Origin of the sequence: Streptomyces sp. NPDC094034, from assembly GCF_040303865.1 — a bacterium.
GTDB lineage: Bacteria > Actinomycetota > Actinomycetes > Streptomycetales > Streptomycetaceae > Streptomyces.
In genome coordinates this window covers 20,540-34,351 of record NZ_JBEOUD010000052.1, presented here as the reverse complement: position 1 = coordinate 34,351, position 13,812 = coordinate 20,540, and the positions used below count along the sequence as shown (strand labels likewise).

General features: G+C 72.6%; 10 protein-coding genes. 4 read left to right on the top strand and 6 right to left on the bottom strand.

Going from position 1 to position 13,812, the window contains the following annotated elements; translation table 11 throughout:
- The first annotated feature begins 72 nt into the window (after positions 1-72).
- Positions 73-1,833, top strand: a complete 1,761-nt coding sequence (locus tag ABTZ59_RS32070; RefSeq protein ID WP_351421630.1) for an asparagine synthetase B family protein — start codon at positions 73-75, stop codon at positions 1,831-1,833.
- Positions 1,834-1,844: 11 nt separating this feature from the next.
- Entirely contained in the window at positions 1,845-3,305 is a 1,461-nt protein-coding gene (locus ABTZ59_RS32065; RefSeq protein ID WP_351421626.1) for an aldehyde dehydrogenase family protein, read from the top strand.
- A 93-nt stretch (positions 3,306-3,398) separates the two neighbouring features.
- On the opposite strand, the gene ABTZ59_RS32060 is transcribed toward ABTZ59_RS32065, so the two are convergent.
- The 4 genes from ABTZ59_RS32060 to ABTZ59_RS32045 are packed head-to-tail and all read right to left on the bottom strand — an operon-like array spanning position 3,399 to position 9,206.
- Positions 3,399-4,667 carry a CHAT domain-containing protein gene (locus ABTZ59_RS32060; RefSeq protein WP_351421622.1) on the bottom strand — a complete coding sequence of 423 codons (1,269 nt, stop codon included), beginning with the start codon at positions 4,665-4,667 and terminating at the stop codon, positions 3,399-3,401.
- Positions 4,661-6,472: a tetratricopeptide repeat protein gene (locus tag ABTZ59_RS32055; RefSeq protein ID WP_351421619.1), complete on the bottom strand. Its 1,812-nt coding sequence runs from the start codon at positions 6,470-6,472 to the stop codon at positions 4,661-4,663. Before ABTZ59_RS32055 ends, ABTZ59_RS32060 begins: the two co-directional genes overlap by 7 nt.
- The gene (locus ABTZ59_RS32050) at positions 6,472-7,611 is read right to left on the bottom strand and encodes a hypothetical protein (RefSeq protein ID WP_351421612.1); all 1,140 of its coding nucleotides are present in this window, start codon (positions 7,609-7,611) and stop codon (positions 6,472-6,474) included. The genes ABTZ59_RS32055 and ABTZ59_RS32050 overlap by 1 nt, the downstream gene beginning before the upstream one ends.
- The gene (locus tag ABTZ59_RS32045; RefSeq protein WP_351421609.1) at positions 7,611-9,206 is read right to left on the bottom strand and encodes a hypothetical protein; all 1,596 of its coding nucleotides are present in this window, start codon (positions 9,204-9,206) and stop codon (positions 7,611-7,613) included. The genes ABTZ59_RS32050 and ABTZ59_RS32045 overlap by 1 nt, the downstream gene beginning before the upstream one ends.
- Positions 9,207-9,332: 126 nt before the next feature.
- Here ABTZ59_RS32045 and ABTZ59_RS32040 point away from each other — a divergent pair, with 126 nt between their 5' ends.
- On the top strand, positions 9,333-10,130 hold the full coding sequence (locus ABTZ59_RS32040; RefSeq protein ID WP_351421606.1) for a hypothetical protein: 798 nt from the start codon (positions 9,333-9,335) through the stop codon (positions 10,128-10,130).
- A gap of 36 nt (positions 10,131-10,166) precedes the next feature.
- Here ABTZ59_RS32040 and ABTZ59_RS32035 read toward each other — a convergent pair whose 3' ends face one another.
- Together ABTZ59_RS32035 and trhA are read right to left on the bottom strand one after the other, a co-directional pair.
- Positions 10,167-10,790: a TetR/AcrR family transcriptional regulator gene (locus ABTZ59_RS32035; RefSeq protein WP_351421602.1), complete on the bottom strand. Its 624-nt coding sequence runs from the start codon at positions 10,788-10,790 to the stop codon at positions 10,167-10,169.
- A gap of 60 nt (positions 10,791-10,850) precedes the next feature.
- Positions 10,851-11,588, bottom strand: a complete 738-nt coding sequence (gene trhA, locus ABTZ59_RS32030; RefSeq protein WP_351421597.1) for a PAQR family membrane homeostasis protein TrhA — start codon at positions 11,586-11,588, stop codon at positions 10,851-10,853.
- Between the two features lie 251 nt (positions 11,589-11,839).
- Here trhA and ABTZ59_RS32025 point away from each other — a divergent pair, with 251 nt between their 5' ends.
- Positions 11,840-13,696, top strand: a complete 1,857-nt coding sequence (locus ABTZ59_RS32025) for a phosphoenolpyruvate carboxykinase (GTP) (RefSeq protein ID WP_351421592.1) — start codon at positions 11,840-11,842, stop codon at positions 13,694-13,696.
- Positions 13,697-13,812 lie beyond the last annotated feature (116 nt).

Genomic DNA, 13,812 nt, shown 5'->3' with positions numbered 1-13,812 from the left:
GGGGCGTCGGACAGGCTGAACGACGAGTCGCGGAACCGCGCGCATCGAGCGGAACAGAGAGGAGGGGCGATCGTGGCACGCTTCTGTGCCTGCCTGGCGGCGACACCCGAACGGGCGGCGGGACATCTCGCGGCGATGGGCGCCCACGTGGACACCGGTGCGCCGGGCGCGGCGCTGATCCGGGACGAACCCGGCCATGCCACCGGCCCGTTCACCGCGTACGGCCGTACCGCCGTCGGCGAGGTCACCCTCCACAACCGGCCCGAACTGTTCGCCGCGCTCGCGGGCGCCGGTGAGCACGCGCCGCCCGGCTGCCCGGACGGCGAGCTGCTGCTGCGCTGCTGGGTACGGCTCGGCGCGGCCGGGATACGGGCGGCGGAGGGCATGTTCGCGCTCGCCGTGCACGACGACGCGGAACTGGTCCTGATCCGCGACCACATGGGCGCCCGCACGCTGTTCTACGCACGCGCCGACGACTGCTGGGCCGCGTCCACCTCGCTGCGCGCCCTGCGCCGCTGGCCCGCGCTCGGCACCGGTCTCGAACTGGCCGCCGTACGCTCCTTCCTGACCTTCGCCTACCTCCCCGGCGAAGAGACGCTGCTGCGCGGCGTACGCGAAGTGCTGCCCGGGCGCTGTCTGCGGCTCGCGGCCGACGGGACCGTCACGGAAGAGCACTACTGGGAGCCTCAGGAGCTGATCGAGGACGACGGCGCCCCGCCCGAGAGCTACGCCCTGCGCCTGCGCGAGCTGCTGGAGGACGCCACGGCGCGCCGACTGCCCGAGGCGGAGGCCGTGGGCGTGCTGCTCTCCGGCGGGGTCGACAGCTCGCTGGTGACCGCGCTCGCCGCCAAGCTGCACGCGCATCCCGTGCATACGTACTCCATCAGCTTCGGCGACGAACTCCCCAATGAGCTGGGCTACTCGGGCCTGGTCGCCCAGCACTGCCACACCCGCCACCAGGTGCTCACCGTGTCCGGCGACGCCGTGGCCGCGCGGCTCGCGGAGGCCGCCGCGCTGCTCGACAGCCCGGTGGGCGATCCGCTGACCGTGCCCAATCTGATGCTCGCCGAGGCCGTGGCGGCGGACGGGCCTCGGGTCGTGCTCAACGGCGAAGGCGGCGACCCGGTGTTCGGCGGGCCGAAGAACCTGCCCATGCTGGTGTACGAGATGCACCGCGGCGAGGTGGCGGGCGGTGCCGCCGAGGACGCGCGCGAGACGGCGTATCTGCGCTCGTACCGCAAATGCTTCACCGATCTGCCCGAACTGCTCACCGCCGACGCGCTGGACGCCCTCGCCGCCGCGCCGGGCCCCGAGCGGTTCGTCGCCCCGTATCTGCGGCCCGCGGCCCGGGACGGCAGGATGGACCACCTGCTCAACCAACTGCTGCACTGCAATCTGCGCACCAAGGGCGCCCACCACATCCTCACCAAGGTCGAACGGCTCACCGCCTCCCAGGGGATCCAGGGCCGCGCCCCGCTGTTCGACCGCCGCGTGGTGGACCACGCCTTCGCCACACCGCCCCGGTGGAAGTTGAACGGGGCGGTCGAGAAGTGGGTGCTGAAGGAGGCGGTACGGGACCTGCTGCCCGACACGGTCGTGGACCGGCCGAAGAGCGGTATGCGGGTGCCCGTGCAGCAGTGGCTCGGCGGGCCCCTGCGGGAACTGGCGGGTGATCTGCTGCTGGGCCGCGAGGCGCGCGCCCGGGGGCTGTTCCGGCCGGACACGGTGCGCTCGTGGATGCGAGGGGAGGGCACGCTGCTGCCCAGGCAGGGCGGCAAGCTGTGGCTCGTGCTCACCCTCGAACTGTGGCTGCGCGCCTACGACGTCAGCTGATGGAGACCCCCTTGAACACAGATCCCGCGACCTCACCGTCCGCGACCTCACCGTCCGCTGCCTCACCGTCCGCGCCCCCACCGTCCGCCGCCTCACCGCGGGCATCGGACGACACCGTGTCGCTCATCGACCCCCGTACCGGTCGGATACGCGGCAGCTCGCCCGTCGCCCGCGGCCCGCGGGTCGCCGCCACGGTCGGCGCGGCCCGCCGTGCCTTCGACGGCTGGCGGGCGCGCACCCCGAGGGAGCGGTCCCGGGCGCTCGACCGGCTCGCCGGGCTGATCGAGGAGCACGCCGACGAGTACGCCGCCCTGGAGCGCGCGGGCACCGGCAAACCGGCGCACGAGGCGGCCGGCGAGGTGGCGAACGCGGCGGACCTCTTCCGCTTCTACGCCTGGGCGGCACGCACCCAGCCCGCCCCGGCCGCCGGAGGCTTTGTCGCCGGGCACGAGAGCTGGGTCCGCTGGGAACCGCTCGGGGTGGCCGGGGTCGTCGTCCCCTGGAACTACCCGCTGATGATGGCCACCTGGCGTTGCGCTCCCGCGCTCGCCGCCGGGAACACCGTCGTCGTCAAGCCCGCCGAGACCACCCCCGACTCGCTGCTGCTGCTCGCCGAACACGCGAGGGAGGCGCTGGGCGAGTCGGTCCTGGAGACCCTGCCCGGCGACCGCGAGACCGGGCGGCTGCTGGTGGCGGGCGCGATCGACCTGGTGGCCTTCACCGGGAGCGCCGCCGCCGGGGCCGATGTCGCGGCGCGCGCGGGCACCCGACGCGTCAGCCTGGAGCTCGGCGGGAACAGCCCGGTCGTCGTCCTGCCGGACGCTCCCGAGGACACCTGGACGGAACTGGCGCTGGCGACCACGTACAACGCGGGCCAGAGCTGCGCCGTCCCGGCGCGGGTGATCACCCTCCGCGAGAACTACGAGTCGGCCGTGTCCCTGCTCGGCGAGGCGATGCGGGAGCGCCTGGCGGGCCGGGACTTCGGCCCGCTCAACAACGCGGACCAGGCGGCGCGCTACGACCGGATCGTGGCCGCTTCGGCGGCGAAGCTGACGGTCACGGCCGACACCGCGCCCGGCACCGGCGAGGAGGGCGGCTTCTGGCGGCCCGCGGGTGTGCTCGCGCAGCTGCCGGACGACGATCCGGCGGTGGTGGACGAGGTGTTCGGCCCGCTGCTGACGGTGCAGGCGGCGGACAGCGTGGCGGAGGCCGTCGCGCTGGCGAACGGGGTGCCGCAGGCGCTGGCCGCCAGCGTATGGACCCGGGACCTGGCGGCGGGGCTCGACCTCGCGGGACGGCTCAACGCGGGCGAGGCGTGGCTCAACTGCCATCTCGTCCAGACGGCGGAGCTGCCGCACGGCGGCCGGGGTTCGTCGGGCCACGGCACGGACCTGAGCACGCTGGCCCTCCACGAGTACCAGCGCCCGAAGACGATCACGGCGCGTCTGACGCTCACGCCCCGCTTCCGCTGAGCGGGAGCCGCTGAGGGGAGCCGCTGAGCGGGAGCCCGCTGAGGAGACGTCGTAAGGCGTGCCGCTCAGGAGAACGTCGTGAGGGGTTGGCCGTCAGACCGTACTGATCGTGGCGAACGCGCCCCACAGGACGGGGGAGTGCTCGACCGTACGCAGCTCCCGCCAGGCGGCCAGCCGCTCCCGCTGCCAGTCACCATGGGCGAGGACCGCGTCCTCCCGCTCGTGCGCGGCGTCGATCGCGCAGACCGCGTCCTGGAGCGGGCGCGCCGACGGATCGGCGTCCGCGAGGCGGTGGAAGGCCAGATCGGTGGGGAGTGTCCAGCGGCCGGCGGTGACGGTCTCGGCGCCGCCGTGGATCATCGCGGTGGCCAGGCCGAGCGCCTCGGCGAAGCGCAGATCGCCCCCGCTCTCGCAGGCGATGAGCGCGACCCGGCTGGGGATCGGCCAGCGGGTCCCGCCCGGCTGGGGGTTGTCGGCGAGTCCCATGGTCCCCAGCAGCAAGTCCTTCGCGGACAGCGGGCGATGAGCCCGTACGGGATCGGCGAAGCCGACCACCTCCGCCGTACAGGCCAGATGCAGCTGTGCGGTCTCGCTCTCCCCCGATGCCGGTGGCGCGGCCGTCACATGGCCGACGTACAGCAGCCGTGAGGCGCCCGCGCGCAGGGCGGCGCCGAGCCGGTCCCGGTCCAGGTCGGTACGGCGGAACGCCTCGACCGGATCGTCCACGGCGGGCCACCAGCGACCCTCGGCCGCGTACCGGCCCACCATCCGCGCGACCGGCGCGTCCTCCCGCAACTGCCCCAGCACCGAGCCAAGGGCGGAGTCGGCGCGGAACCCCGGCACCCGCGGATCGAGGACGCCCACGACGGGCAGTCGCCGGGTGGCCGCCCAGGGTCTGGCCGGGCGGGCGGGGGCGTGCACGATGCTCACCGGCGCCAGCAGGCTGATGTCCGCGATCTCCACCAGCCGCACCCCGGGGTCGGGCGCCAGCAGCTCCCATGGGACCTGCGCCACGCGCGGCGACGGCTGGATGCGCAGATGCGGCCGTACCCCGCGCTGGTACAGCTCGTAGAGCTGCTTGGCGAGTCCGTACGGCAGGAGGGTGCGCGACAGCGTCTCGGCGAGGGCGAGTTCCCTCTCGTACGACGCGAGGGCGCCGGTCGTCAGCGCGGGCTCCAGCGCCTCCCCCGGCAGGGCGTCCGCCAACGCGGCCAGTGCCGAGGCGAGTTGAGCGGCCGGTACCAGCCCGACGCCCGTCGCGGACAGCTCATGGGTCCACCGCCAGGAGATATAGAGATCCCCGGCGTCCGCCATCCGTACGAGGGCCGTCGGGCGGTCCGGGAGGGGGCGTGCACTCACCATGTCGGTACCACCCGGCGTTCCCGGATCCGGCCGCCGTAGCGGGTCTCGGCGTGATCGATGTACGGATCGAGCGCCACTGGTCCCGTCGGGTTCAGCGCCAGCCGGGGCGGCGGCGAGACCCGCAGGCCGGCGCTCGCCGCGACCCCGGCGAGGGCGGTGCCGAGCCGGAAGGTGTCCATGGGGCCGGGCTGTTCGCCGGGCGCCGACGGCTCGGGGAAGGCCGAGGGGCCCAGGAACCTCGGGGGCGCGAGGGATCGGTCGCTCGCGCGCCCGTCGGCCGCGTCCGCCTGCGCGTCCGCGTCCGGTGAGCCTTCCGAGCCGTCCGGACTTTCCGCGCGGTCCGAGCCATGGGAGCCATGTGAACCGTGGGAGCCGTGTGAGCCGTCGATCAGCGGGGTCCCGGCGCACTGCGACTCGATCAGCTCGCTCACCAAGTCGGCGGCGCCGGCCCTGGCGGCGAGCCGGAACGCCAGTCGCATGGCGGGCGCGGCGAACTCGCGATGCCATCGCTCCCGCTGCCCGCCGCTCGCCAGGGTGAACCGCACCGCGTCGATGGCGAGCGCCGCCGGCACGGCCAGCCCGACGGCCCGCCCGAGCAGGACGGGGTCGGGGGGCGCGCCCCGACCGTTGGCCCAGCGGTCCTCCAGGAGCGTGGCGTGGAAGAAGTCGGCCTGGGCGCAGCGCAGTCCGAGCCCCCTCGCGGCGAACACGGCCAGAGCGGCCTGGATGTGCGCCTCACTCTCCTCGTAGCGGCCCTCGGCGTGCAGGCCGGCCGCCAGCCGTACGCGTACCTCGGCGGCGGAGACCACCGCCCCGGACTCCTCGAACCGCGCCACGCTCTGTTCGTACAGCTCGTCCGCCAGGACCGGGTCCCCGCGCAGCACGGCCAGCAGCCCGAGCAGATCGAGGCCGAGGGCGCTCTGGGCGCCCATGCCGGTCCGTTCGAAGTACTCCTGGCCCGCGATGAGCAGTTCCTCCGCCTCGTCGAGCCGGCCGGAGCGCAGATACGTCTGGGCCAGACTCTGCCGCGCCTCGGCGACTCCGGCCGGGGTGTCCGACGCCAGGAACGCGGCGACCGCCTGGTGCGCGAAGTCCTCGGCGAGGTCGGGCCGTCCGGTGGCCTCGTGGATCGTGGCCAGATTCAGCAACGGCCGCCCGGAGAGGCCGGGGTGATGCCGCGACACCACCTCCAGGGACTCGATCGCCAGCTCGTGCGCCCTGGCCCACCGCTCGTGCTGGATGGTGAGGGCGGTGAGCGAGACCAGACAGCCGACGAGGAGTTCGGCGGTGTCCGCCTCCAGCCGGAAGGCGGTCGCGTCGTCGTCGGGTCCCTCCTCCCGGGGCACGAGAAGCGCGCGGGCCCGCTCCAGCGAGGTACTCGCCGCGTCGAAGTCCCCGGTGTTCTGGAGGGCCTGGGCGAGATTGACCAGTACGCCGGCCCGGAGCACCACGACGACCGCAGTGCCCTCCGGGGCGCCCGTGACGGCTTTCGCCAGCCGGTCGCAGAGGCCGAGCGCCTCGCGGTACGAGGCGATCGCCGCCGGGTGATCGCCCAGCCGGTCCGCCGCGCTCGCCCGGTTGACCAGGGCGCTCGTATGGGCGTAGAGGGCGTCGTCGAACGGCGCCGTCGCCTCGACGGCCTGGTCGAACAGGGCGTGGGCGGTACGGAACTCGCCCTGGAGGAAGGCGTCGTTGCCCGCGTCGACGAGAGCGCCGATCCGGGCGAGTCGCGCGTCGTCGAGGTTGTCCGGGCTGTCGGGGCCGTCCGGACTGTCGGAGGCTGGGGCGGGGCCGGTCGTCGTCATCAGAAGTCCGTCTCGGCGGTCGCCGCCGCGATCTCGGTACGGAGCAGTGGACCGGGGCCGTCGTTCCCGTCCCCGTGCTCGTTTTCGTCCCTGTCCCTGTCCCTGGCCCTGGCGAGCCGCGATCGGACGAGCGCCCTCACCCGGGCCCGGGTCTCGGCCGCCGCCTCGTCGTCGTGGGCGCGGGTCCGTGACGTACCGAACCCCGGGAGGTAGATGTCGACGACCGGACCCGGGCCGCCAGGGGCCGGGGCTCCGGTCCCGGCGGTGTCGAACGGGGCGTTCCCCAGCCAGGTGTCGTCCACCCGCCGCAGCGCGAGATCGAGGGGATCGGCCGCGCCACTGACGGTCGCGCGCGGTGTCAACTCGGGGGCAACGGCGACCGGTCCGGGCGCGGCCACGACGGAGACGGAGACCGTGGTGCGCGCGGCGGCCCGTACGACCTCCCAGGAGACGGCCCGTTCGGAGGCGTCGACCAGCCCCGGCGGGTAGCGGCGCCAGTCGGAACCGCCCGTGCCGCGAGCCAGCGTGAGTCCGTCCGCCGTCCCGGCCGTCCCGGCTCTGGGACCGGCGGCGAGCGCGTAGTCGGTCGCGCGCGGTGCTTCCTCGACGGCGGGGGAGCGGTCGGCGGGGAACTCGACGTCCGGGCCGCCCGGCGGGCGCGAGTCGGCGGTCTCCTCACCGGCGAAGAGCAGATCGCACTCCTCGGTCAGATCGCCGATCTCCCGGTCGAGCTGTCGCTCGTCCAGCGCTGGGATGCCGTCGATCACCGAGGCGGGCCACCACCGTGACGCCCAGTGCGCGAAGGCCAGTTGGCGGGCGCTCACCACGAGCGCGGGCAGGGCGGGCAGCACCGGCACGTCGGCCGAGACCTCGGCGGCCAGGGCCAGCGCGACCTGTTCTCCGTACATCGCCCAGACCCACTCCTGGGCCCGGTCGACATCGTCAAGTACCGCTACGGGCGGGGCATCCAGCGCGAGCACGCTCCAGGTCAGCAGCCCGCCCGCCACCTCCAGCACGGCCACGTCCACGCCCGGCGCGGGATCCAGCACGCTCGGCGCGGCGCCACCGGCACCGGGCGGCGGTGCGATGACGCGCGGCGGTCCGCCCTCGCTCTGTCCGATCCGTACGACGGCGGTCATCAGGACCTCCCCTCGGGGGCGGCGGGCCGGGCGCTCAGGGCGTGTCTGACCCGGTCGCGGTGGTCCAGCATCACTGAACGGGCCACCCCGTCGAGCACGTTCCACAGTTCCTCGACGCCGGTCATCGGGGCATCCCGTACGTCGCGTCCGTGCAGCCGTACCCACAGCCGCCGCAGATACGCCCGCCACGGGGCACGCAGCTCCCGCGCGATCCGCGCCAGCGGCTCGGCCACAGTGGCGGCAGCGTCGACATCGGAGGCATCGGAGGCATCGGAGGCATTGGCGGGATCGGCGGGATCGCTGTCCGTGTCGAGGGACACGGCGAGCCGGCGGGCCTGGAGGACGTACGCCTCCCGGCGCCAGCGGCTGTTGATCGCCCGATGCGCGCCGGTCTCGCCGACCGCTCCGGGTCCCTCTCCCAACGGGCGTAGTCCCAGGGCGAGTTGGACCCCCACGGTGGCGGCGACCCGTAGCGACTCGTCGGTCAGTGCCCAGGGGGCGCAGCTGCGGCCGATCTCCCGGCGGACCAACTCGGGTACGGGGGCGAGCGCCGCGCGGTCGTGCGACGTCTGGAGAACGGTGAAGACCCGCTCGTGGACCGTGCGGTCGAACGGCAGCCCCAAGGCGGACGTGGAGGCCGAGCCGTCGCCGAGACCGGGTCTGACCGGCACCGGGTGTCTGGTCAGGCCCAGTTCCCCGGCCCGGGGCGCGGCCTCCGGCCGTGCGCCCCAAAGGGCCCGGCCCGCCGCCGTACCCGCGTGGTCCGTGATCAGCCGGGCCAACGCGGCCCCGCCGTTCGTACTGCCCGCACCGGACCGCCGGCCGCCGGGGGCCCTCGTACCGAAGTCCCTCGTACCGAAGTCCCGCGTACTCGACTGACGCCCGACGGGGCAGGCGTCGAGTACGGTCCGTACCACCGCCGGGACGCCGCCGTCCCGCCCCTCGTCGGGGCGCACGCCGGGCGCGGGTTCAACGGTCCTGGCCGCCCACGCCGCATGGAGCGCCGAGGTCAGCGCGCCGGTGTGCGCCGGGTCGGTCAGATACTCCCTGAGCGCCCACGTCGTACGCCCCTGGGCCGAGCCGTGCGCCTCGCGCAGCGTCTCCTCGGCGATCCGCCCGCCGGTCGCCGGGGCGGGCGGGCCCTGGGTGGCGGCCAGTTCGAAACAGAGCTGGAAGTACAGATCCTGAGGGTTGCCCTCGGTGATCCGCAGTCCCCGGCGCACCTGCTTGAGCAGGGTGAACCAGGCGGCCGTGGCGCGCAGCGCGTCGGCCGAAGCGTGGATCAGCGCGGCGAGCAGCGCCACGCCCTCGGCCGTCACCAACGGGCCCGCGCACTGCGGATGGAGGACGGGACGGATCACCAGTGGATCGAGGAGGAGCTTCACCGTGCGGCTGAGCGGGCCGCCCTGGGGCCCGCTGAGCGGACCGACGCCGTCCAACTCGCGCCACACCTCGTCCAGGACCATGGCCCGGGGGCGGGCGGTGCCTCGGGGAGCGCGCGCATGGGACACCTCCGCGCAGACATCCGCCTCCGCACTCGCCTCCGCACTCGCCTCCGCACCCGTCCCGCCGACCGCCCCCGCTCCTGTCCGCATGACATCAGGCTAAGAGGGAGGACGAGGCCGTGCCAAACCTGGGACCGGTAGGTCCGGGACGGCTCCTACCGTCCTGGACATCGGCCGGTCGGCAGCGGCAACGGCCCCTTTCGGGAAGGACGGATCATGAAGAAGCTCATCCGGATCGCGGCCCTGCTGTTCCTCCTCGGCTCGCTCGGCCATTACGTCCGGCAGGGCCTCGGTCAACGGACCGACGAGGGCATGGAGTTCCTCGCCTGGGTCGGTCCCCAGATGGTCGCGCCGATCATCGCGCTGACCGTGGTCCCCGTCGTGTTCGCGTTCACCGGCGACAGCGTGATGACGGCGCTCTCGGGCCGTAACAGCGCGGCTTTCCGTGACGGCCTGGTGGGCGTGGGGACCGTCACCGCGACCCGGCCCACCGGGGCGTCGCACAACGGCCAGCCGGAGCTGCGGATCGATCTGATGGTGGAGGGCGCGGACGGTGCCCGGTTCGCCTCCTGCGCCAGGGCGGTCGTGCCGATGACGGACCTGGCCCTGCTCAAGCCGGGCACGATGCTGCCTGTGCGCTATCTGCCGGGCCGTACCGACCGGGTGGAGCTGGACCGCTCCGGCGATTTCGGCAAGGCCCAGGGCGCCATGAACGAGGCGATGATCCGGCAGGGCGTGACCACCAGGGAGAGCCTGGAGATCGCGGAGCGCGGGGTGGTGGCCCAGGCGGTGGTGCGCACCCTGGAGGTCCTGGGCGAGATCCGCGACGGCAATCCCAAGGTCCTGGTCGGTCTGGCGGTCACCCGGCCCGACGGCTCCACCTTCACCACCGAGGTGGCGAAGTTCCTGCCGCCGCGGGCTGTGGGGCAGGTCCAGGTGGGGCGCGTCGTGAACGTGCACTACCTTCCGCAGAACGAGTCCGCGCTCGTCCTCGCCCTCCAGGCCAACGGCTGAACGCGCCGGAGGAGTCCAGGGGGCCGGGGCCGGTGCTCAGAGGCGCAGACCGTCGGCGACGGTGTCCAGAGCGCGGTGGACCAGGACGAGCAGATCGTCCTGGTTGCCGCGCTCGCCCCAGTAGAGAGTGACCTCGCGCACCACGCTCAGCATGGCCGCGATGAAGATCCGCAGCTCCAGGTCGTCGGGGGCGCGGCCGGTGCGTTCCGCGAGTATGTCGCCGAGCAGCTTCGCCGAAACCGACATGGTCTCGGTCATCCGGGCGCGGACGGCCGGGACTTCGACCATCAGCTTCGTACGCTGTATCGCCTCGTCGTACTCGCTGGTCAGTATGGACTGGAGAGTCTGGTCGAAGAGGAAGCGGATGGATTCGAGCGGGGGTTCACCGGCCGGCCGTGAGCGCAGTACGGACGCCATGACCGGGTCGTACTCGTCGGTGAGGACGATGTCCTCCTTGGTCGGGAAGTAGCGGAAGACGGTGGACGGGGAGACCTCCGACGCCTCCGCGATCTGCTCGATGGTCGTCGCCTCGTACCCCTGGTCCGCGATCAGTCCGAAGGCGGCCCTGCGGATCGCGGTCCTGGTCTTGAGCTTCTTGCGCTCACGCAGACCGAGCTGGGGTTGCTGCGCGGTGAGGGGGGTGTGAGAGATGGCGGCCATCTTCTCATTGTCGGCCATCCCCCGCCGCCCGGACCATGCGCGGACCGGGATCCCTGTGCGTCAGGAGTGCTGGTACGCCACGAGCGAGATGCCGACGAAGTGCGTGACGAACGCGACGAGGGTGAAGGAGTGGAACACCTCGTGGAAGCCGAACCAGCGCGGTGACGGGTTGGGGCGCTTGAGCCCGTAGATCACGCCGCCCGCGCTGTAGAGCAGCCCGCCGACGATCACGAGCACGAGTACGGCGATTCCGCCGGCCCGCATGAAGTCCGGCAGGAAGAAGACGGCGGCCCAGCCCATCGCGATATAGCACGGGGTGTAGAGCCAGCGGGGCGCGCCGACCCAGAAGACCCGGAAGGCGATGCCCGCCGCGGCGGCGGCCCACACGGCCCAGAGAAGGGTCCGGCCCGTCGAGTCGGGCAGCAGCAGCATGGTCAGCGGGGTGTAGGTGCCCGCGATGATCAGGAAGATATTGGCGTGATCGAGCCGGCGCAGGACGGCCTCGCCGCGCGGGCCCCAGTCACCGCGGTGATATATCGCGCTGACGCCGAAGAGCAGGCACGCTGTGAGTACGTAGATTCCGCACGCGATCCGCGCCCGGGTCGAGCCGGTCAGGACGATCAGGGCCACCCCCGCGACCAGCACGGCGGGGAACATGCCCGCGTGCAGCCAGCCGCGCAGCTTCGGTTTGACCGGGCTCGGCGGCTGGATCTCGACCTGCCCCTCCGCCGGACGCGGGGGGTCTGTCCGCGAGAGGTTCGAGAGGTCGTCGAGCGGATCGGGAGCGGCGTTAGTCATGACTTCATGCTACCTACGGAGCCGTAAGTTACGACCCGGTACAGAAGATCCCAGGTGCCATGTGTGTGCCGTCGAGATGACGTGAACGTGCCGCGCGAGTGGCGATGCTCACGTGTGAGGCCCTCTGGACAGATGGGCGAATGAGTCGGATGATCAAATGAGTGCGGTCGGCACCGGATGAGCGGCTACGAAGCATCCGGGTCGCAGCCCCCAAGGGGCACAACCTCAGAAACCCTCACCAAGGAGCAATCGTGGCGCGCGATATCGCGGCTCCCACCACCGTCCCCACCAACCACCAGGAGTTGATCTCCTGGGTCGACGAGATCGCAGCAATCACGCAGCCGGACAGGGTGGTCTGGTGCGACGGGTCCGAGAGCGAGTACGAGCGCCTGTGCGGGGAACTCGTCGCCAAGGGCACCTTCACCCAGCTCGACCCGGTCAAGCGGCCGAACTCCTACTACGCGGCCTCCGACCCCTCGGACGTGGCGCGCGTCGAGGACCGCACCTTCATCTGCTCCGAGAAGGAGGAGGACGCGGGCCCGACCAACCACTGGAAGGCGCCGGCGGAGATGCGCGCCATCTTCACGGCGGAGAAGGACGGTTCCACGGGGGACGAGGGTGTCTTCCGCGGCTCGATGCGCGGCCGGACGATGTACGTCGTACCGTTCTGCATGGGCCCGCTGGGCTCACCGCTCTCCGCGATCGGCGTCGAGATCACCGACTCCGCCTATGTCGCGGTCTCCATGCGCACCATGACCCGCATGGGACAGCCGGTCCTCGACGAGCTGGGCTCCGACGGCTTCTTCGTGAAGGCGGTCCACACGCTGGGCGCGCCGCTCGCCGAGGGCGAGGCGGACGTACCGTGGCCGTGCAACTCCACCAAGTACATCTCGCACTTCCCCGAGTCCCGCGAGATCTGGTCGTACGGCTCCGGCTACGGCGGCAACGCGCTGCTGGGCAAGAAGTGTTACGCGCTGCGAATCGCCTCCGTCATGGCGCGTGACGAGGGCTGGCTCGCCGAGCACATGCTGATCCTCAAGCTCACGCCCCCGCACGGCGAGCCGAAGTACGTCGCCGCCGCGTTCCCCTCCGCATGCGGCAAGACCAACCTCGCGATGCTGGAGCCCACCATCTCCGGCTGGACCGTGGAGACCATCGGCGACGACATCGCCTGGATGCGGTTCGGCGAGGACGGCAGGCTCTACGCGATCAACCCCGAGGCGGGCTTCTTCGGCGTCGCGCCCGGCACCGGCGAGCACACCAACGCCAACGCCATGAAGACCATGTGGGGCAACTCGGTCTTCACCAACGTGGCGCTCACGGACGACGGCGACATCTGGTGGGAGGGCATGACGGAGGAACCGCCCGCCCATCTCACCGACTGGAAGGGCAACGACTGGACACCGGAGTCCGGCACGCCCGCCGCCCACCCCAACGCCCGCTTCACCGTCCCGGCCGGGCAGTGCCCGATCATCGCGCCCGAGTGGGAGGACCCCAAGGGAGTCCCGATCTCGGCCATCCTCTTCGGCGGCCGCCGCGCCTCCGCCGTACCGCTGGTCACCGAGTCCTTCGACTGGCAGCACGGCGTTTTCCTCGGAGCCAACGTCGCCTCCGAGAAGACGGCGGCCGCCGAGGGCAAGGTCGGCGAGCTGCGCCGCGACCCGTTCGCCATGCTGCCGTTCTGCGGCTACAACATGGGGGACTACATGGGCCATTGGGTCAAGGTCGGCAGCGACGCGGCACGTGAGGGCCGCGCGTCGAAACTGCCGAAGATCTACTACGTCAACTGGTTCCGCAAGGACGAAGCGGGCAGGTTCGTCTGGCCCGGCTTCGGCGAGAACAGCCGCGTCCTGAAGTGGATCGTGGAGCGCCTGGAGGGCAAGGCCGAAGGCGTCGAGACCCCGATCGGCATCCTGCCGACGAAGGAGGCCCTGGACACCGAGGGCCTGCCGCTGTCGGACCCCGAGCTGGACTTCCTGCTCTCGGTCGACAAGGAGGTCTGGCGCGAGGAGGCGGCACTCGTCCCCGAGCACCTCAACACCTTCGGCGACCACGCGCCCAAGGAACTGTGGGACGAATACCACGCGCTGGTCCAGCGCCTGGGCTGACGCCCCCGCCACCCGCCGCCACCCGTCGGACCGTACCCCCGGTGCGACACGTACCCCGGAGCCCCCGCACGGCTCCGGGGTACGTCGGCGAACAGTCCCCGCTGCCCCGGCCGGCG

Bases quoted from the DNA above. Each gene is read 5' to 3' on its own strand.
- trhA (WP_351421597.1), bottom strand. From the start codon at position 11,588: ATGACTAACGCCGCTCCCGATCCGCTCGACGACCTCTCGAACCTCTCG.
- ABTZ59_RS32060 (WP_351421622.1), bottom strand. From the start codon at position 4,667: ATGGTGAGTGCACGCCCCCTCCCGGACCGCCCGACGGCCCTCGTACGG.
- ABTZ59_RS32055 (WP_351421619.1), bottom strand. From the start codon at position 6,472: ATGACGACGACCGGCCCCGCCCCAGCCTCCGACAGTCCGGACGGCCCC.
- ABTZ59_RS32050 (WP_351421612.1), bottom strand. From the start codon at position 7,611: ATGACCGCCGTCGTACGGATCGGACAGAGCGAGGGCGGACCGCCGCGC.
- ABTZ59_RS32035 (WP_351421602.1), bottom strand. From the start codon at position 10,790: ATGGCCGCCATCTCTCACACCCCCCTCACCGCGCAGCAACCCCAGCTC.
- ABTZ59_RS32045 (WP_351421609.1), bottom strand. From the start codon at position 9,206: ATGCGGACAGGAGCGGGGGCGGTCGGCGGGACGGGTGCGGAGGCGAGT.
- ABTZ59_RS32040 (WP_351421606.1), top strand. From the start codon at position 9,333: ATGAAGAAGCTCATCCGGATCGCGGCCCTGCTGTTCCTCCTCGGCTCG.